Source organism: Variovorax sp. 05T418 (assembly GCF_056396385.1).
Genome location: NZ_JBFTLJ010000007.1, coordinates 76,256 through 93,168 on the forward strand (window position 1 = coordinate 76,256; position 16,913 = coordinate 93,168).

General features: G+C 69.6%; 14 protein-coding genes. 6 read left to right on the top strand and 8 right to left on the bottom strand.

The genetic code is table 11. The features are described 5' to 3' along the window. Positions 1 to 12 precede the first annotated feature (12 nt). Positions 13 to 720: a response regulator transcription factor gene (locus tag AC1DMS_RS15880; protein WP_478181365.1), complete on the top strand. Its 708-nt coding sequence runs from the start codon at positions 13 to 15 to the stop codon at positions 718 to 720. Between the two features lie 25 nt (positions 721 to 745). On the opposite strand, the gene AC1DMS_RS15885 is transcribed toward AC1DMS_RS15880, so the two are convergent. Then, complete coding sequence (locus AC1DMS_RS15885) at positions 746 to 2,767, bottom strand: YadA family autotransporter adhesin (RefSeq protein WP_478181366.1); 2,022 nt, start codon at positions 2,765 to 2,767, stop codon at positions 746 to 748. An 85-nt stretch (positions 2,768 to 2,852) separates the two neighbouring features. Here AC1DMS_RS15885 and AC1DMS_RS15890 point away from each other — a divergent pair, with 85 nt between their 5' ends. Next, a complete protein-coding gene (locus AC1DMS_RS15890; RefSeq protein WP_478181367.1) occupies positions 2,853 to 4,775 on the top strand; it encodes a sensor histidine kinase in 1,923 nt (640 codons plus the stop codon). 187 nt (positions 4,776 to 4,962) lie between these two features. Next, entirely contained in the window at positions 4,963 to 5,640 is a 678-nt protein-coding gene (locus AC1DMS_RS15895; protein ID WP_307591993.1) for a response regulator transcription factor, read from the top strand. 6 nt (positions 5,641 to 5,646) lie between these two features. On the opposite strand, the gene AC1DMS_RS15900 is transcribed toward AC1DMS_RS15895, so the two are convergent. Both AC1DMS_RS15900 and AC1DMS_RS15905 read right to left on the bottom strand, forming a co-directional pair. Then, positions 5,647 to 7,995, bottom strand: coding sequence for a cytochrome P450 (locus AC1DMS_RS15900; RefSeq protein WP_478181368.1), 2,349 nt, complete (start codon positions 7,993 to 7,995; stop codon positions 5,647 to 5,649). 10 nt (positions 7,996 to 8,005) lie between these two features. After that, entirely contained in the window at positions 8,006 to 8,977 is a 972-nt protein-coding gene (locus tag AC1DMS_RS15905) for a Bug family tripartite tricarboxylate transporter substrate binding protein (RefSeq protein ID WP_478181369.1), read from the bottom strand. Between the two features lie 126 nt (positions 8,978 to 9,103). Here AC1DMS_RS15905 and AC1DMS_RS15910 point away from each other — a divergent pair, with 126 nt between their 5' ends. Then, positions 9,104 to 9,925 carry an IclR family transcriptional regulator gene (locus AC1DMS_RS15910; RefSeq protein ID WP_062366306.1) on the top strand — a complete coding sequence of 274 codons (822 nt, stop codon included), beginning with the start codon at positions 9,104 to 9,106 and terminating at the stop codon, positions 9,923 to 9,925. A 21-nt stretch (positions 9,926 to 9,946) separates the two neighbouring features. Here AC1DMS_RS15910 and AC1DMS_RS15915 read toward each other — a convergent pair whose 3' ends face one another. The 4 genes from AC1DMS_RS15915 to AC1DMS_RS15930 form a co-directional block, all read right to left on the bottom strand. Further along, positions 9,947 to 10,771 (bottom strand): undecaprenyl-diphosphate phosphatase, encoded by an 825-nt coding sequence (locus AC1DMS_RS15915; RefSeq protein ID WP_012748694.1) that lies wholly within the window; start codon positions 10,769 to 10,771, stop codon positions 9,947 to 9,949. Positions 10,772 to 10,851: 80 nt separating this feature from the next. Next, the gene (locus AC1DMS_RS15920; protein WP_478181370.1) at positions 10,852 to 11,508 is read right to left on the bottom strand and encodes an aspartate/glutamate racemase family protein; all 657 of its coding nucleotides are present in this window, start codon (positions 11,506 to 11,508) and stop codon (positions 10,852 to 10,854) included. Between the two features lie 13 nt (positions 11,509 to 11,521). Next, positions 11,522 to 12,436: an amino acid ABC transporter substrate-binding protein gene (locus tag AC1DMS_RS15925; RefSeq protein ID WP_062366304.1), complete on the bottom strand. Its 915-nt coding sequence runs from the start codon at positions 12,434 to 12,436 to the stop codon at positions 11,522 to 11,524. A gap of 62 nt (positions 12,437 to 12,498) precedes the next feature. Continuing rightward, positions 12,499 to 13,833, bottom strand: a complete 1,335-nt coding sequence (locus AC1DMS_RS15930) for an aspartate aminotransferase family protein (protein ID WP_478181371.1) — start codon at positions 13,831 to 13,833, stop codon at positions 12,499 to 12,501. 136 nt (positions 13,834 to 13,969) lie between these two features. Here AC1DMS_RS15930 and AC1DMS_RS15935 point away from each other — a divergent pair, with 136 nt between their 5' ends. Together AC1DMS_RS15935 and AC1DMS_RS15940 are read left to right on the top strand one after the other, a co-directional pair. Continuing rightward, positions 13,970 to 14,836, top strand: coding sequence for a MurR/RpiR family transcriptional regulator (locus AC1DMS_RS15935; protein WP_478181372.1), 867 nt, complete (start codon positions 13,970 to 13,972; stop codon positions 14,834 to 14,836). Between the two features lie 107 nt (positions 14,837 to 14,943). Next, a complete protein-coding gene (locus tag AC1DMS_RS15940; RefSeq protein WP_012748699.1) occupies positions 14,944 to 15,309 on the top strand; it encodes an SPW repeat protein in 366 nt (121 codons plus the stop codon). A 90-nt stretch (positions 15,310 to 15,399) separates the two neighbouring features. Here the strand turns inward: AC1DMS_RS15940 and AC1DMS_RS15945 are convergent, their stop codons facing one another. Then, the gene (locus AC1DMS_RS15945) at positions 15,400 to 16,908 is read right to left on the bottom strand and encodes an efflux transporter outer membrane subunit (RefSeq protein ID WP_478181373.1); all 1,509 of its coding nucleotides are present in this window, start codon (positions 16,906 to 16,908) and stop codon (positions 15,400 to 15,402) included. Between the last annotated feature and the right edge of the window lie 5 nt (positions 16,909 to 16,913).

The following is a 16,913-nucleotide window of genomic DNA, read 5'->3' on the forward strand; positions in this document are numbered from 1 at the left end:
GCACGGAAACATATGTCCAATTCCAGGCCGGAAGCCGTCGAAGGCGTTTCCTTGAGCCCTTCGCTGGTGGTCGAAGACGATCCCGCGATGCGCGAGCGCCTGGGCCATGTGCTGGCCACGCTCGGCCACGGCGCGCCGCAGATCGCCTGGGCCGACAGCATTGCCGCGGCCAAGGAACTGCTCGATGCGCAGAGCTTCGGCATCGCGCTGGTCGACATCGGACTGCCGGACGGCAGTGGGGTCGAACTGATCGGCTGGATGCAGGCGCAGCATCCCAAGGTGCCCGCGGTGGTGATCTCGGCCTTCCGGACCGAGGACGTCATCTTCGCGGCGCTGCGGGCCGGCGCCATCGGCTACCTGCTGAAGGACCGCGACGATCTCGAACTGGGCATTGCGCTTCGCAGCATCGAGCAGGGGGGCTCGCCGATCGATCCCGCCATTGCGCGCCATATCCTGGGCTGGCTTGCGGCGCAGCTGCCTTCGCCGCCCGCCGTGCCGGCGGCCGATGCACCCGCTACGCTGCCCGTCGCGCTGACGCCGCGGGAGCGCCGGATCCTCGAACTCGTGGCGCAAGGGCTGAGCAACCGCGACATGGCCGAATCGCTGTCGATCTCCCGGCTGACCGTGGAATGCCACACCAAGAACATCTACCGCAAGCTCGCCGTCAGCTCACGCACCGAGGCCGTCTACCAGGCCCGCAGGCACGGCTTGCTGGACTGAGGGCACGCGTTCTTCCCTGCACGCCTCACCACGAATAGCCGGCCTGCACGCGGGCGGCAATGCGGTTGCTGCTGCCGCTGCTGGTGGCGGTGGAAACCCCCAGCCCCAGGTTCAGGTTGTCGTTGACCTGGTAGCCGAAGGCAAAGCCGATGGCCGCTGCGCCGGCGTAGTTGCCGACCGCCGCACCCATCCATTTCTTGCCCGCCGACAGGGCCGGCATCGACGGCATGGCCAGTGCCGACGCCACGCCCTGCGCGGCAAAGGCGTTCGCCTGGCTGGTCGCGCTGCTCACCGCCTGCTGCAGCTGGTTGACGTTGACGGCATCGGTGCCCAGCACGCCGGGGGCGACATTCGCAATGCCGCGCAACTGCCCGGTGGCCGCATTGCCCACCGACACGGTGTTGTCGCGGTCCGCCACCGACCCCTGGCCCAGCGCCACCGCATTGCTGCCCGAGGCCAGCGTGTTGGCGCCCAGCGCGACCGCGTTGTTGCCGGTGGCCACCGCGTTGTTGCCCACGGCCGTGGTGGGATCGGCCAGCGCCCTGGCGCCGGCACCGATGGCCACCGAGCCGGCGTGGCGGGCCTCGGCGCCGCTGCCCAGCGCGGTGGTGCCCTCGCCGTCGGCAATGGCGTTGGTGCCCATGGCCGTGGCACCCGCGCCGGTGGCCTTGCTGCCCGTGCCGCAGGTCACGCTGCCCCCGCTGAAGCTGCACAGGCCGTTGGCAAGGGCCTGGTTCATGACGCTCTGCAGGGCAGTCACCTGCTGCATCGTGAAGCTGTTGGAGGCCGTGACGGCGCCTTGCTCCGCCTGCTGGACCTGCCCGACGTTGGCGGCATCCGTTGCGGCGGTGCCGGCGCGCACGTTGTTGAGCGTGGTTCCCGCGCCGTCGTTGGCGTTCAGGCTGACGCTCATACCGCCCGGGCCGTACTGGACCGAGTTGTTGGCCACGCCCAGGGCGGTGTTCGCCGTGCCCTGGGCGGCAGCCGCCGCGGTCTGGGCACCGTTGGCCGTGGCCTGAGCAGTGGCCGCATTCGCGAGCGCAGTATTTGCCGTGCCCTGGGCGGCAACGGCCGTGGTCTGCGCGGTGCCTGCGGTGGCAAGCGCGGTGTTCGCCGTGCCCTGGGCCAGCGCCGCATCGGCCTGGGCAAGAACCGCGGAGCCCGTGGCGGCGCTGGCAGTTGCCTGCGCCAGGTCCGCAGCGTTTTGCACGGCGTACAGCTGGCTGCCGTTGACAGCGTCGGTGCTCGTGGAGTTCACCGATCCGGCGCTGACGTTGACCAGGCCGCGCGTCTGGCCGGTGGACCCGAAGGACACCGTGTTGGCCGCCGTGGCGACGGAATTCGCGCCAATGGCCACGCCGCCGGTCGCGCCGCTCGCGACCCGGCTGCCGGTGCCGATCGCCACGCCGCCCGTTGCCAGGGCGGCCGCGCCCGAAGCACCTGCGTTGGCGCCGCCGATCGCGGTGCTGCCGTTGCCGGATGCCACGGCGCCCTGGCTGGCGCCCGAGGCGCTGCCGATGGCGATGGCGGCATTGCCCGAAGCCTGCGCGCCGCTGCCGCCCGCCGGGCCGGTGTAGAGGCAGCAACTCTCGGTGCCCGCGCCACCTGCGCCGAGCGCAATCGCGCCGCCGGCCGTGGCCTGGGCGCCACGTCCCCCTGCGCCGCCGGTTCCCCCCGCCTCGCCGAGCGCGCCGGTCCCCCCGCCCCCGACGGCTGTCGCGCCGCCCGCGGTCGCGCGGGCTCCTGCCCCGCCCGCGCCGCCGGTGCCGCCCGCAGTGCCCATGCCGCCGTCGCCGCCCGCACCGAGCGCGGTGGCTCCGTCTCCCGAGACAGCGGCCGCAGCGCCACCGGTTCCTGCCGTCCCGTTGATGGTTCCCGGACCGGCATTGCCTGCACTCCCATCGACAAAACCCGCTGCGTAGGCGCTTCCCCCGACCAGCAGCGCGACCGCGGGCAGATGCCGCAATGCGCGCACCCACCGCTGTTTTCCGGCTGGCGCCTCATGCAAGCCGACTTGGGCGCCGCTGTCATGGATTCGTGTGGGCATGGACTTCCTCCTTGAAAGCAAATAAAACAAGTAAGACGAAGTGTGTATTTCGCATCCCGACCAAGCCATCCCCGAAAGCTGGTAAATGCCGTACGAAGAATCTCCACCGCAGGCCGGCCGCCGACGAGCGCGCCCGGGCCTTGCGGCATGGCTTGCTGCACGGGCCGGCGCCGGCTTCCTCCTTGGTGTTGTTGTTCTTCTCGCCGCGGCCGGCCTGGCGCAGGCGCAGCCCGCCCCTGCATTCCGGGCTGCATTCCATGTCGAAGCCGTGCGCGGCACCGGCTGGGACGACGCCGGCCCGCCGGCTGATGGCTGGACGCCCGTCGCCCTGCCCGACAGCTGGGCTGCGCGCTGGCCCGGCTTCGACGGCGTGGTCTGGTACCGGCTCACCTGGGACCAGCCCGCCGAGGTCGCCGAGGCCGGCCTGCTGCTGCACTACCTCAACATGGCCGGCGCGGTGTCGTTCAACGGCACCCCGATCTGGCGCGACCACAGCCTGGTCGAGCCGCTGACCCGCGCCTGGAACAGCCCGCGCTACTGGCTGCTGGCGCCGCCGCTGCTGCGGGCGGGCCGCAACACGCTGCTGGTGCGCGTCTCGGGCCTGTCCGCCTACCAGGCCGGCCTGGGTCCGGTCAGCCTCGGCGCACCCGCGGCCATGCAGGCGGAGTACGGACTCGAGCGCGTCTGGCGCCGCGATCTCCAGATGCTCGGCCTCGCGGTGAGCGCCGCGGTCTCGGCCTTCTTTGCCGCGCTGTGGGCCATGCGCCGGCGCGAGACGGCCTACGGCTGGTTCGCGCTGATGTCGGTGCTGTGGCTCCTGTTCGGCTACAACCAGATCGCCACCAGCCCCTGGCCCTTTGCGAGCAACCACAGCTGGCAGGCGCTGAACACCTCGCTGCTGCTGCTCTTCAGTGTGTCCTACGCCGTGTTCGCGCTGCGCTTCTGCGAGCGGCGCATGCCGCGGCTGGAAGGCCTTGCGCTGCTGGTCGCGGTGGCCGGCGTGCTCGACCTGTGGCTCGCCGGCTCCGCCAACCTGCTCGCTCACCGCGCCGTCTGGACGCTGGTGGGCGGCCTCACGATCATCGCGGTGAACAGCGCCGCGCTGATCCATGCCTTGCGCCATTGCCGCAGCCCGATGCGCTCGCTCGCGCCCTTCATGGCCCTGTCGGCGGCAACGGGCGCGCACGACCTGCTGGTGTTCACGCAGGTGATCGACAGCAACATCTACTACGCGACCATGTCCTCGTACGGCCTGCTGCTGGGCATGGCGCTGACGCAGGCCGGGCGCTTCGTGCAGAGCCTGAAGCGCATCGAGAACTTCAACACCGAGCTGATCGAGGAAGTGAACGCGGCCAAGGCCGAACTCGGCGTCACGCTGACGCAGCAGCATGCGCTCGAGCTGGCGCATGCGCGCATCGGCGAGCGGGTGAACCTCGCGAGCGACCTGCACGACGGGCTGGGCGGCATGCTGGTCGGCAGCATCGCAACGCTCGAACGCAAACCCGAGAAACTCTCCGCGCCCGAACTGCTCGCCATGCTCAAGCGCTTGCGCGACGACCTGCGGCTGATCATCGAGGCCACCGGCCAGCACGATGGCACGCGGGCCTTCGGCGAACTGCTCGTGCCCCTGCGGCACCGCACCTCTCAGCTGCTCGACGCGAACGGCATCGACTGCCGCTGGCAGGTATCGAACATCGAGACGCTCGAGCTGCCGCCGTCGCAGAGCCTGGATCTGCTGCGCTTCCTGCAGGAGGCGTTGACCAACGTGCTCAAGCACAGCGCAAGCCGCCGCGTCGACGTGGCGGTGACGCGCACCGGCGCCGAACTGCAGCTCAGCGTACGCGACGACGGCCGCGGCTTCGTGGTGGACGGCGCCGACAAGGGCGCCGGCGCGGGCTTGCGCAGCCTGCGCACGCGCGCACGCCGCCTGGGGGCCGAATTGCAGCTGCAGTCGCGCCCCGGCCAGACGCAGCTGGCGCTGCGCATGCCGCTGGCAGCGGCGTCCTGAGGGGCCTGCGCACTCCCGTCCCGGCCCGTGCCGGAGCGGGTTGCGCCACCCGGTCCGGCCCCTCTGTGCAAGGCCCTGTTCAGGGCATGGGCAAACCGGGGGACATAAATGTCAATTCCGGCAACATTCGCGCAAAATAAGTCAAAACGTCCCAGTTTCTCGGCCACAGTCTCAGAATGCCGCCCAAATGTTCTCCTCGGAAGCCGCCGAAACCGTTTCGCTGAGCTCGGTGCTCGTGGTCGAAAACGACACGGCAATGCAGGAACGCCTGCGTTACATCTTGCCCACGCTCGGCTGCGACGAGCCGCAGATCACCTGGGCCGACGATGCCGAGATGGCCATGCAGCTGCTGGAAAAGCCGAGCTTCGGCGTGATGCTGGTGGACATCGGCCTGCCTGGCGACGACGCGGTCGAGCTCGTCGAATGGCTGCAGGCCCACCATCCGCAAGTGCCCGCCGTGGCCATTTCCGCCTCCCGCAGCGAAGAAACCATTTTTTCCGCACTCCGCGCCGGCGCGGTGGCCTATCTCCTGAAGGAGCGCGACGACCTCGAGCTGAGCATCGGCCTGCGCAGCATCGAGCAGGGCGGCGCCACCATCGATCCGGCCATTGCGCGGCGCGTGCTGGCCTGGCATGCGGGGCACGCGGCCGATCCGGGGTCGATGCCCGAAGCGGCGCTGACGCCGCAGGAGCGCAAGACGCTCGAACTGGTGGTGCAGGGGCTCGAGCACCGCGACGTCGCCCAGGCGCTGGCGATGCCCCGGCTGGCGGTGGAATGCCGCATCAAGGGCATCTACAGAAAGCTGGCGCTTGGCTCGCGCGCCGAGACGGCGCACATGGGCGGCGGGCACGCCCTGGCGCGCTGACCAGCCCTAGAGCTCGAGCACCAGCCGGCCTTCGCAGGCGCGCGAGCAGCAGGCCATCATCTTGTTGTGGGCCTCGCGTTCCGGGCGGGTCAGCACCACGTCGCGGTGATCGACCTTGCCGGACAGCACCCGCACTTCGCAGGAGCCGCACAGCCCCTCCTCGCAGTCGCTCTGCACGTCGACGTTGGCGGCGCGCAGCGCCGACAGCAGGGTCTGGCCGGGCGGCACGTTGACCACCAGGCCCGAATCCTTCAGCTCGACCTCGAAGGCCTGCTCCTTCGACGGATCGAGGGTGGCGAGCGTCGACTCGAAATGCTCGACGCGCAAGGCACCCTCGGGCCAGGCGGCGCAGCAGTCTTCGAGCGCCTCGAGCATGCGCAGCGGTCCGCAGGCATAGACCTGCGCACCGGCCACCGGCTCGGCAAGCAGCGCGCGCAGGTCGCAGCGCCGCCCCTCGTCGCTCGCATGGACCTGCAGCCGCTCGCCGTGCAGCGCCGCGAGCTCGTCCAGGAAGGCCATGCGCGCGCGGTTGCGGCCGCTGTAGTGCAGCTCGTAGTCCATGCCGAGCGCCTTCGCGCGGCGCGCCATCGCGCTGACGGGCGTGATGCCGATGCCGCCCGCGATGAAGATCGCCTTCGCCAGCGACTCGTCGAGCCGGAAGTGATTGCGCGGCCCGCGAATGCGCAGCCGGTCGCCCGCCTTCACCTGCGCATGCACCCAGGCCGAGCCGCCGCGGCCCTCGGGCTCATGCAGCACCGCGATCTCGAGCACGCCGGCTTCGCCCGGATCGCCGCACAGCGAATACTGGCGCGACCGCTCGGGCGAGCCGCATTCCACGTCGATGTGCGAACCCGCGGTCCAGCGCGGCAGCGGCTTGCCATCGGGCGACACCAGGCGCAGCTTCACGATGCCCTCGGCCACCGGCGTCACGCGCTCCACCACCACCGGCCGCGTGATCGCGTGCCGCGAGGGCTCGCCGATGCGCACCGGCACCTGCACCGCGCGCAGCGCGGGGTTCCTGCGCTCCGGATTGGCCGCAGGGTCCCACTCGACCCACAGGTGCTCGGGCCCGCGGAACGAGGTGTTCGGCACGTAGCTGAAGCGCTGCTCCGAGAGCCGCATGTGCGGCAGCCGCCGCGTGAATTCCTCCAGGAAGATCTGCATCTCCATGCGCGCGAGGTTCTTGCCCATGCACTGGTGCGAGCCGTAGCCGAAGGTCAGGTGGTCGCTGGCGTTGTCGCGGCGGATGTCGAACAGGTCGGCATCGGAAAAATGCGCCTCGTCATGGTTGGCCGACGAGGTGACGATCAGGAGCCGCGAGCCGGCCGGCAGGTCGACGCCGCCCACCTGCGTGTCCCGCGTGACGAGGCGCCGCCACGCGGCCACCGAGCCGTTGTGGCGCAGGCACTCTTCCACCGCGTTGGGAATGAGGCCCGGGTCTTCGCACAGCTCCTGCCACACCTGCGGATGCTGCAGCAGCAGCTTGACTGCATTGGCGGTGGCGTTGGCGGTGGTCTCGTGCGCGGCCACGATGCCGGCCATCATCATCGAGTGCAGGTACGAATCGGTCACCACCTCGGGGTGCAGCTTCTGCTTGCGGATGCCGTACTGCATCCAGCCGGGCGCGTCGGGATCCTGGCGCATTTTCTCGAGCACCTTGCCGGCGTACTGCCAGAAGTTGCCGACCGCATGCGCCACGGCCACCTGCTCCTCGGGCTTGGGCCGGCCCCAGGTGTTGACGGTGTGCGCGATCGAATACTTGCGCAGCGTGTCCATGTCTTCCTCGGGCACGCCAAGGAAGTGCAGCGCCACGGTCAGCGGAATTTCCCACAGCATCTGGTCGACGAGGTCGGCACGGCCGTCGTCGATGAAGCGGTCGACATAGCTGCGCGCCAGCTCGCGCACCATCGGCTCGTGGTGCTTGAGCGCCTCGGGCGTGAACGGGTCCATCAGCACGCGGCGGCGCGGCATGTGGGCGGGCTCGTCCTCGTTGACCAGCGTGCGGTTCAGCGCGAAGCCGTAGGAGGCGAGCACGGCGTTGGCCTCGTCGCCGGTGGGCGTGATCTTCTCGAGCGCGTTGGAGGGGCTGAAGGTGATGTTGTCGCGGAACACCGCCTTGATGTCGTCGTAGCGCGTGATCACCCAGTAGCCGAGCTTGGGGCTGAAGAAGATCGGCTCCTTCTCGCGCGCCCAGCGCACGTATTCGGGCGGGTCCTGCTGGTAGCCGTCCTCGAAGGGGTCGAACTCGGCGGCGCGCGCGCTCACAGGGCAGCCGGTGGGCGTGCGCTCGGAAGACAGCGGCCCGTGCGCGACGGGGCAGCCTGAAGTGCGCGAAGGCATGGCGGTATCGGACATGGCAGCAGACTCAGTCCAGCGTGATCTTCAAGTCGCGGATCAGCTTGTGCCAGCGCACGGTCTCGGCCTTCAGCAGCGCGGTGTACTGCGCGGGCGTGTTGCCGACCGGCTCGACGCCGAAGTCGACCATGCGCTTGTTCACCGAGGGCTCATGGATGGCCGCCACCAGCTGGCGGTTGAGCGTGTTCACCACCTCCGGCGGCGTGGCCGAGGGCACCACCACGCCGACCAGCGCGGCGGCCTCGACGTTCTTGTAGCCCAGCTCGGCGAAGGTGGGCACGTCGGGCAGCTGCGGCAGGCGCGTCGGGTTGGCCACCGCCAGCGCGCGGACCTTGCCGCCCTTGATGAAGCCGGCGCCGGCCGCCAGGTCCACCATCATGGCCGGCAGCTGCCCCCCCACCACGTCGGCCAGCGCCGGCGCCGCGCCGCGGTACGGCACATGGACCATGAAAAGGCCGGCCTCCACCTTGAGCAGTTCCATTGCCAGGTGGTGCGGGCTGCCGGCGCCGGCCGAGGCGTAGCTCACGTCGCCCGGCTTGGCCTTGGCCCTGGCGATGAAATCCTTGGCCGTCGCGATGCCGGAATTGGCGCCGACCACCAGGATCATCGGGAACTTGCCCATCAGCGTGACGGGCGCCAGGTCCTTGGTCGGGCTGTACGAGAGCGACTTGTAGAGCGCCGGATTGAACACCAGCGTGCCGTTGTCGGCCGACAGCACCGTGTAGCCGTCGGCCGGCGCGCGCGCCGTCTCGGCCGCCGCCAGCGCGGTGTTGCCGCCGGGCTTGTTGTCCACCAGCACCGGCTGTCCCACCTGCGTGGAAAGCGTCTGCGCCACCGTGCGCGCGAGGAAGTCGGAGCCGCCGCCGGCGGCGTACGGAACGAGCCAGCGGATCGGCTTGGCGGGAAAGGCCTGGGCGCCGGCGCTTGTTGCCGCGGCAGCAAGGGAAAGAACGGCAAGGCACCGAGCGAGGCGGTTTTTCATGGATGTCTCCGGCATGATTGTGTATTGCGTAATTATCATACGCATTGCGTAATTTTGATTCAAGGGACAACCCTGAACCCGAGCGGCCGCTCGGCGCCCGGTCCCAGCACCTAACATGCAGCCCACATGACCCAAGCTCCGGAGCTCCCCCCTCTCTCACCCGCGACCCGCGAACGCCGCCAGCGCGTGCAATCGGCCGAAACCGGCATGGCGGTGCTCAAGGGGCTGGCCCACCTGGGCGGCCGCAGCAGCCTCACGGCCCTGTCGGCCCACGTGGGCGAAAGCCCGGCCAAGGTGCACCGCTACCTCGCCAGCCTGATGGAGGAAGGGCTGGTGCTGCAGGACGCCGTCTCGCAGCACTACTACCTGGGCACGGAAGCCATCCAGATCGGCCTGGCCGCCATGCGCCAGGCGGACCCGATCCGCGCGGCCGAGCCCTGCCTCGTGCGGCTGCGCGAGTCGCTGGAAGTGACCTGCTTCGTCGCGGTCATGGGCAACAAGGGGCCGACCATCGTGCGCTTCGAGGAGCCGGGCCTGCCGGTCACGGTGAACGTGCGCGCCGGCTCGGTGATGTCGATGCTCTGGTCGGCCACCGGCCGCGCGTTCCTGGGCCTGCTCGACGAGTCGCGGGTGCTGGCGCTGGCCGAGCAGGAACTGGCCGATTCACCGGAAGACATGCGGGCCACGCTGGACGCGAAGGACCCCATCGGCCAGCTGCGGCGCGAGGTGCAACTGGCCCGTTGCGCGAGCGTAAAGGACACCTACCTGCGCGGCATCAGCGCCGTGGCGGCGCCGGTCTACGACTATGCGGGCCGGGTGTGCGCCGTGCTGACCGCGCTGGGCGCCACGGGCGGCTTCGACCCGGCCATCGACGGCCCGATCGCCACCGCGGTGCGGCAGGAAGCCCGTGCCGCGAGCGCCATCCTGGGGCACGGGAACGGCGCCTGAGCGCCGGGCCGGCTGCTGCGCTTATTCCGCCCAGACCACCGTGCCGGTCCACGCCGTGGCCAGCACCACGATGCCGAAGGCGATGCGATACCAGGCAAAGGGAATGAAGTCGTGCGTGCTGATGTACTTCAGCAGCCAGCGCACGCAGAGCCAGGCGCTGATGAAGGAGAACACCAGCCCCACCGAGAACAGCGGAATGTCGGCCACCGACAGCAGCGCGCGCTCCTTGTAGAGACTGTAGGCGCCGGCGCCGATCAGCGTCGGAATGGCCAGGAAGAACGAAAAGTCGGTGGCCGCCTGGCGCGACAGGCCGAGCAGCATGCCGCCGATGATGGTCGAGCCGCTGCGGCTGGTGCCCGGGATCATCGCGAAGCACTGCACCAGGCCGACCTTGAGGGCGTCCCACATCGTCATGTCGTCGACATGCTCGATGCGCACCGAGCCCGGCGGCCGCTTCTCGGCCCACAGGATGATGAAGCCGCCGATGATGAAGGTGCTGGCCACCACCACGGGAATGAAAAGGTGCGCCTTGATCATCTTGCCGAACAGCAGGCCCAGCACCACGGCGGGGAGAAATCCGATGACCACGTTGAGCGCGAGGCGCCGCGCCTTGGCCTGCCTTGGCAGCGCCACTACGGTGGAGTGGATCTTCTGCCAGTACACCAGGATCACCGCGAAGATCGCACCGGTCTGGATGGCAATGTCGAACACCTTGGCCTTGTCGTCATCGAAACCGAGCAGCGAGCCCGCAAGAATCAGATGCCCTGTCGACGAGATCGGAAGAAATTCGGTCAGCCCCTCGACGATGCCCATGACGGCGGCCTTCACCAGCAAAACGATGTCCACGCTTACTCCTTTAAAGAGCAGCAATTATGGCGAGGCATCGAGTCAGGCCAGGTTCAGCTGGCCCCTGGCATCTGCGGGCTTTATCGAAGAGCCTGATCCGTGCGCAGCCGCAGGGCCCGCACCGCGCTGTCGACGGTGGTGAGCACCGGCAGGCCGCTGGCCGCTTCGCAGGCGGCACGCGCGCGCGCCATGCTGAACTGCGCAAGGGCAATGCGCGTGCAGCCGCGCTCGCGCAGCGCCGCCGCCTGGGCGGCAATCAACGCGTCGTGCCGCTGCGTGTCGCCGGCGTTCAGCGCGTCGAGCGCGCCTTCGGCCAGCACGGGCTCGAGCGCGATGCCGGGCGGAAACTCCGGCGGCATCGACACCAGCGTGGCCGCGAAGGTGGCGATGAGCCCGAGGCGGCCCTGCTGCCCTTGCGCGGCCTCGGCCACCATCGCCTCGTTGGGCTTGAGCACCGGAATGCCCGCATGCCGCCGCGCCACGGCCTCGATGCAGGGCCCGAAGGCCGAGCAGGTGAAGAGGATGCCCTCGGCGCCCGTGTCGACCGCGTACTGCGCGAGCCGCTGAAAGCGCTCGTGCATCGCCGCGTCGAGCCCTTTGCCGCCGCGCGCCAGGTCGGCCGAGAGGCTGTCGTCCAGCAGGTTCATGCGCACGGCCTCGGGCCAGTCGCGCTCGAAGGCGGCGTTGATGGGCGCAACCGAGTGCGAGAGCGCGTGGATCAGTGCGATGCGGGTCATGCGGCAGGAAGGGTCAGATGCCCTTGGACGACGGGTTGGCAAAGGCCTCCTTCGTCTCGGCGTTGAGCGGATAGTTGATGTTGATGCCCTTGGGCGGAATCGGCGACATGAACCACTTGTTGTAGAGCTTCTCCATCTCGCCCGACTTCATCATGCCCGACACCACGCGGTCCACCAGCGCCTTGAAGGCCGGATCGTCCTTGCGGAACATCAGCGACTGGTTCTCGGTGCGCAGGCTCTCGCCCGTGATGATGAAGTCCTTCGGATTGCGCGCATTCGCGATCTGGCCGGCCAGCAGGATGTCGTCGAGCACGAAGGCCTGCGCACGGCCGCTCTCCACCAGCAGGAAGGAGTCGCTGTGGTCCTTGCCGCCCAGGTTGTTGACCTCGAGGTTGCGGCCCTTGTCGGCCTCGCGCAGCAGGCGGAACGAGGTGGTGCCCGTGGTGGTGGCCACCGTCTTGCCCTGCAGGTCGGCAATGCTCCTGATGCCCGAATCGGCCTTCACCAGCATGCGCACGTTGTAGCGGAAGATGTCGGGCGAGAACGCCACCTGCTTCTGGCGCTCGACCAGGTTGGTGGTGGAGCCGCACTCGATGTCCACCGTGCCGTTCTGCACCAGCGGAATGCGGTTGGCCGAGGTCACGGCCTGGTACTTGATCTCGATGGCCGGCAACTTGAGTTCGGTCTTCACCGCCTCGACGATGCGGTTGCAGATCTCGATGCTGTAGCCCACCGGCTTCAGGTTGCCGTCGAGGTACGAGAAGCCGAACGACGACTCGCGGTAGCCGAAGGTGATGGCGCCGCTCGCCTTGATCTTGGCGAGCGTGTCGTTCTCCTGGGCCTGCGCGGCCACGTGCGGCAACAGGGCGGCAAAGGCCACCGCGAGAGCGGCAGCACCGAAAGGGATCGGCAGACGAAGCTTGGGCATGGAAGCGCTCCTCGGAACGGCGGTGGAAGAAAACAGGCGAATGAAAATCGGCAGCGAAGCTGTCAGCGCGCGGCGGTGCGCGTCACCGCATCGATCGAAGCCGCGAGGCGGGCCGCGATCTCCTGCAGCTGCTGCCGCGTGGCAATGAAGGGCGGCGCAAGCAGCACGTGGTCGCCCTGCCGGCCGTCGACCGTGCCGCCGAAGGGGTAGCACAGCAGGCCGCGCGACATCGCGTCCTTCTTGATGAGCGCGTGGAGCTTCAGCGCCGGATCGAACGGCGCCTTGCTCGCGCGGTCGGCCACCAGCTCGATACCCCAGAAGAAGCCGCGGCCGCGGATGTCGCCCACATGGGCGTGGCCGCCGAGCGCCTCGGCCAGCATCGCGCCAAAGACCGCACCGTCTTCGCGCACCTTGGCGACCAGGCCGTCGCGCCGGATCACCTGCTGCACCGCGAGCGCCGCCGCGCAGGCCATCGGATGGCCGAGGTAGGTGTGGCCATGCTGGAAGAAGCCGCTGCCACTGGACATGGCCTCGACGATCCTGCGCTGCGCCAGCACCGCGCCGATCGGCTGGTAGCCGCCGCCCAGGCCCTTGGCAATGGTGACCAGGTCGGGCACCACACCCTCCTGCTCGCAGGCGTGCAGCGTGCCGGTGCGGCCCATGCCGCACATCACCTCGTCGAGGATCAGCAGCACGCCGTACTTGTCGCACACCGCGCGCACCGCCTTGAAGTAGCCCGGCACGGGCGTGAGCACGCCGGCCGTCGCGCCGCCCACCGTTTCCGCCACGAAGGCGATCACGCGGTCGGCACCCTGCGCGAGGATGGCCGCTTCGAGCTCGGACGCAAGACGCAGGCCGTACTGCTCGGCGCTTTCATCGGCGCGCTGCTCGCGGTACGGATAGCACGGCGGCACATGGGTGGCCGGCACCAGGATGGGCGCGAACGGTTCGCGCCTCCACGCGTTGCCGCCCACGGCCAGCGCGCCCAGCGTGTTGCCGTGGTAGCTCTGGCGGCGCGCGATGAAGTGCGTGCGCTGCGGCTGGCCGGTCTCGACGAAATACTGCCGCGCCATCTTGAGCGCCGCCTCCACCGCCTCGGAGCCGCCGCTCACCAGGTACACGTGGCTCATGCCCTCGGGCGCGGAAGCAATCAGCTCGTCGGCCAGCTGCTCGGCCACTTCGCTGGTGAAGAAGCTGGTGTGGGCATAAGCGAGCTTGTCGAGCTGCGCGTGCATGGCGGCCAGCACCTCGGGGTGCGCATGGCCGAGCGAAGACACGGCCGCGCCGCCTGAGGCGTCGAGGTATTCGCGCCCTTCGGCATCGCGGATGAACATGCCGCTGGAGCCGGCGGCAACCGGCGGGGTGTGGCGAAGGTGGCGGTGGAAGACGTGCGTCATGGCGGGTGGCTGCGGATCCGGTTATGGAACTAACGTTTCCACCGGATTATTGTTTGGAACATTTGTTCCGTCAACTGTTCCAGCGTTCCATGTCCGGTACATTCGTTCCAACGACCGCCAGAAGAGAGACACCGCCATGGGCGCCAGAGACCAGATCCGCCAGCGCTTCAACGAACTGAGCCCCGCCTTGCAGCAGGTGGCGCGCTACGTGCTCGACCATCCCAACGAGGTGGTGACCGCGTCGATGCGCAACGTGGGCACGCGCGCGCAGAGCACGCCCGCCACGCTGGTGCGCTTCGCGCAGCACCTGGGCTATGCGGGCTGGCCGCAGCTCAAGGAAGCCTTTGCCGGCGACATGGGCCTGGCCAGCGAAACCTATGGCGGGCGCGCCAAGCAGCTGATCGGCCGCGCGCAGGACCGCAGCCTCACGGCCGAGATGTTCGAGGTGCAGCGCCGCAACCTGGAGGCCACGCACCAGCAGAGCGAGCAGGCGCTGCAAAAGGCCTGCGCGCTGATCGAGAAGGCGCCGGCGGTGCATGCGGCGGGCTTCAGGGCCTGCTTTCCGATCGCGTTCTCGTTCGTCTACGTCTACCGGCTCTTCCGCGCCAGCGTGCACCTGGTCGACGGCCAGGGCGGCTCGCTCGAAATGCAGCAGCGCGCCTTCGCCAAGGGCGACGCGCTGGTGGTGGCCAGCTTCATGCCCTACTCGCGCGAGGCGCTGCAGGTGGCCCAGGCGGCCCGGGCGGCCGGCTGCCGCATCGTGGCCATCACCGACAGCGTGGCCTCGCCGCTCTCGCTGCTGGCGGACGAAACGCTGCTCTTCACGATCAACAGCCCCTCGTTCTTTCCGTCGGTGGCGGCCGGCGTGGCCGTGACCGAGGCGCTGGTCGAGCTGCTCGCGAGCCGCGCGGGCAAGCCGGTGATCCGGCGCATCGACCAGGCCGAGGCGCAGCTGTTCGAGTCGGGTGCGTACCTGGTGGCGCCGGTGGCACGCGGAGGCTAGGCCCGGCAGGCCCGATTGCATGCTGCAGCGCCGCATCGCGGAACCCCGCCAAGTCGGCATGGTCCAACCGCTGTCGCGGTTGTGTGTCGCGACAGGAGGTAATGACCATGAAGCAAGTGAAGCATTGGCAAGATCCGGTCAACGTCGCCCTGGGTGCGTGGCTGATCATCTCGCCTTGGGTCCTGGGCTTCCAGGGCGTCACTGCCGCGATGTGGAGCGCAGTGGCGACGGGTGTCGTGCTGGGCGCCGTGGCGCTGGGAGCGACCCTGGTACCGCGTGCATGGGAAGAGTGGACCGAAGGCGCACTCGCCATCTGGCTGGCCGTGTCGCCCTGGGTGCTCGGCTTTGCCACCGTGGAGAACGCGATGGTCAACGCGGTGCTCGTGGCTGCGGCCATCCTGGTGCTCGCGCTGTGGGTGCTTGTCACCGACAAGGACTACCTGGGCGGGAGCATGGATCGCCACGCGCATTGAGCACGCAGGCGATCGCGTCGTGAGAAGCGGCCCCGCGCGCCACGTGCAGCGGGGCTGAGGGGGACGGGGCAGCCGCCCCTCCCCCGGCAGCTACTTCACTCCGCGCTGCGGAGAAGGGGCAGCCTGCGCCGTCGAAGGCGTGGACGACACGGTGCCGCCCGCCCCGCCGGCATGCCAGCCGCCGCCCAGGGCCTGGATCAGCGCCACCGCGGCGGCCTGACGATTCACCTGCAGCTGCACCAGCGTGCGCCGCGCGCCGAGGGCGGCGGCCTGCGCCGTGACCACCTCGGTGTAGCTCACCTGGGCCGCGCGGTAGCGGTTGAGCAGCTGCTGCTCGGTCTTGTCGGCCGCGGCCGAGGCTTCGCGCCGAAGGCCCTCCTGCTGCGCCAGCGCAGCGCCGGCAGTGAGCTGGTCTTCCACGGCCTGGAAGGCGGTGAGCACGGTCTGGCGATAGCGCGCCACGCTGGCTTCGTGCGCCGCCTTGGCCGAGTCGACCGTGGCGCCGATGGCGCCAGCATCGAACACCACCTGCGCCACCGACAGACCCAGCGCCCACAGCGTATTGGACGCGTTGAACAGGTCTTTCACCCGGCTCGCGCTGCTGCCCACCGAGGCACTGAGCCCGAAGTTGGGGAAGTACGCCGAGCGCGCGATGCCGATCTGCGCATTGGCCGCAGCCACCGCGCGCTCGGCCGCCGCGATGTCCGGCCGGCGCTGCAGCAGCGTGGAAGGCACGCCCGTCGGAATGCCGGGCACCGTGGGCGTCCACTGCGCCGCGGGCAGGCTGAAATCGGCCGGCGCCACGCCCACCAGCATGGCAATGGCGTGCTCCAGCGTGGTGCGGGTGCGCTGCAGGCCCACGCGTTCGGCCTGCGCGTTCACCAGCTGGGTCTGCGCCTGCAGCACGTCGGTCTGGGCCGCGATGCCGGCCTTGTAGCGGTTGCTGGTGATTTCGAAGGCGCGCTGGTAGCCCTCGATGGTCTGGTCGAGCAGCACGATCTCGGCATCGGCCTCGCGCAGCGAAAAGTAGTTGGTGGCCAGGTCGCCGACGGCCGACAGGCGCGCCGACGCCAGGTCGGCCTCGCTGGCCTCGGCATTGGCCTGCGCGCTGCTCACGGCCTGCCGCAGGCGCCCCCACACGTCGGGCGCCCAGTCGACCCCGAGCGTCGCCGAAAAAGCATTGGACGCGTTGCTGGTGCCGCCGATGTTGCCGCTGCGCCGGCCGCTGCCGTCGAGCGATACCGTGGGGAACAGCGCGGCGCGCTCGCCCCGCACCAGCGCCTGGGCCTGCGCGTAGTTGGCCACGGCCGCGGCGATGTTCTGGTTCGACACCTGCACGCGGGCAGCCAGCTCGTCGAGCGTGGCGTCGCCGAACAGCTTCCACCATTCGCCGCGGTCGAGCGCATCGGCCGGCGCTGCGGGCAGCCAGCCTTCGGCGGTCTTCTGCTCTTTCCAGCCGGCGGGCGCAGCCGAGATGGGTACCTCATAGGCGGGGCCCACGGCGCAGCCGGCCAGCAGGGCCGCCAATGCCAGGGCGGACAGCCTGCCGGGCAGATGCGAAAGGATGCGTTGTCGGTGTGTCATGGCGGCTTCGTTCATTCTTC

Excerpts from the sequence above, each read along its gene's own strand:
- AC1DMS_RS15880 (WP_478181365.1), top strand. The coding sequence starts at position 13 with ATGTCCAATTCCAGGCCGGAAGCCGTCGAAGGCGTTTCCTTGAGCCCT.
- AC1DMS_RS15885 (WP_478181366.1), bottom strand. The coding sequence starts at position 2,767 with ATGCCCACACGAATCCATGACAGCGGCGCCCAAGTCGGCTTGCATGAG.
- AC1DMS_RS15890 (WP_478181367.1), top strand. The coding sequence starts at position 2,853 with ATGCCGTACGAAGAATCTCCACCGCAGGCCGGCCGCCGACGAGCGCGC.
- AC1DMS_RS15895 (WP_307591993.1), top strand. The coding sequence starts at position 4,963 with ATGTTCTCCTCGGAAGCCGCCGAAACCGTTTCGCTGAGCTCGGTGCTC.
- AC1DMS_RS15900 (WP_478181368.1), bottom strand. The coding sequence starts at position 7,995 with ATGTCCGATACCGCCATGCCTTCGCGCACTTCAGGCTGCCCCGTCGCG.
- AC1DMS_RS15905 (WP_478181369.1), bottom strand. The coding sequence starts at position 8,977 with ATGAAAAACCGCCTCGCTCGGTGCCTTGCCGTTCTTTCCCTTGCTGCC.
- AC1DMS_RS15910 (WP_062366306.1), top strand. The coding sequence starts at position 9,104 with ATGACCCAAGCTCCGGAGCTCCCCCCTCTCTCACCCGCGACCCGCGAA.
- AC1DMS_RS15920 (WP_478181370.1), bottom strand. The coding sequence starts at position 11,508 with ATGACCCGCATCGCACTGATCCACGCGCTCTCGCACTCGGTTGCGCCC.
- AC1DMS_RS15925 (WP_062366304.1), bottom strand. The coding sequence starts at position 12,436 with ATGCCCAAGCTTCGTCTGCCGATCCCTTTCGGTGCTGCCGCTCTCGCG.
- AC1DMS_RS15930 (WP_478181371.1), bottom strand. The coding sequence starts at position 13,833 with ATGACGCACGTCTTCCACCGCCACCTTCGCCACACCCCGCCGGTTGCC.
- AC1DMS_RS15935 (WP_478181372.1), top strand. The coding sequence starts at position 13,970 with ATGGGCGCCAGAGACCAGATCCGCCAGCGCTTCAACGAACTGAGCCCC.
- AC1DMS_RS15940 (WP_012748699.1), top strand. The coding sequence starts at position 14,944 with ATGAAGCAAGTGAAGCATTGGCAAGATCCGGTCAACGTCGCCCTGGGT.
- AC1DMS_RS15945 (WP_478181373.1), bottom strand. The coding sequence starts at position 16,908 with ATGAACGAAGCCGCCATGACACACCGACAACGCATCCTTTCGCATCTG.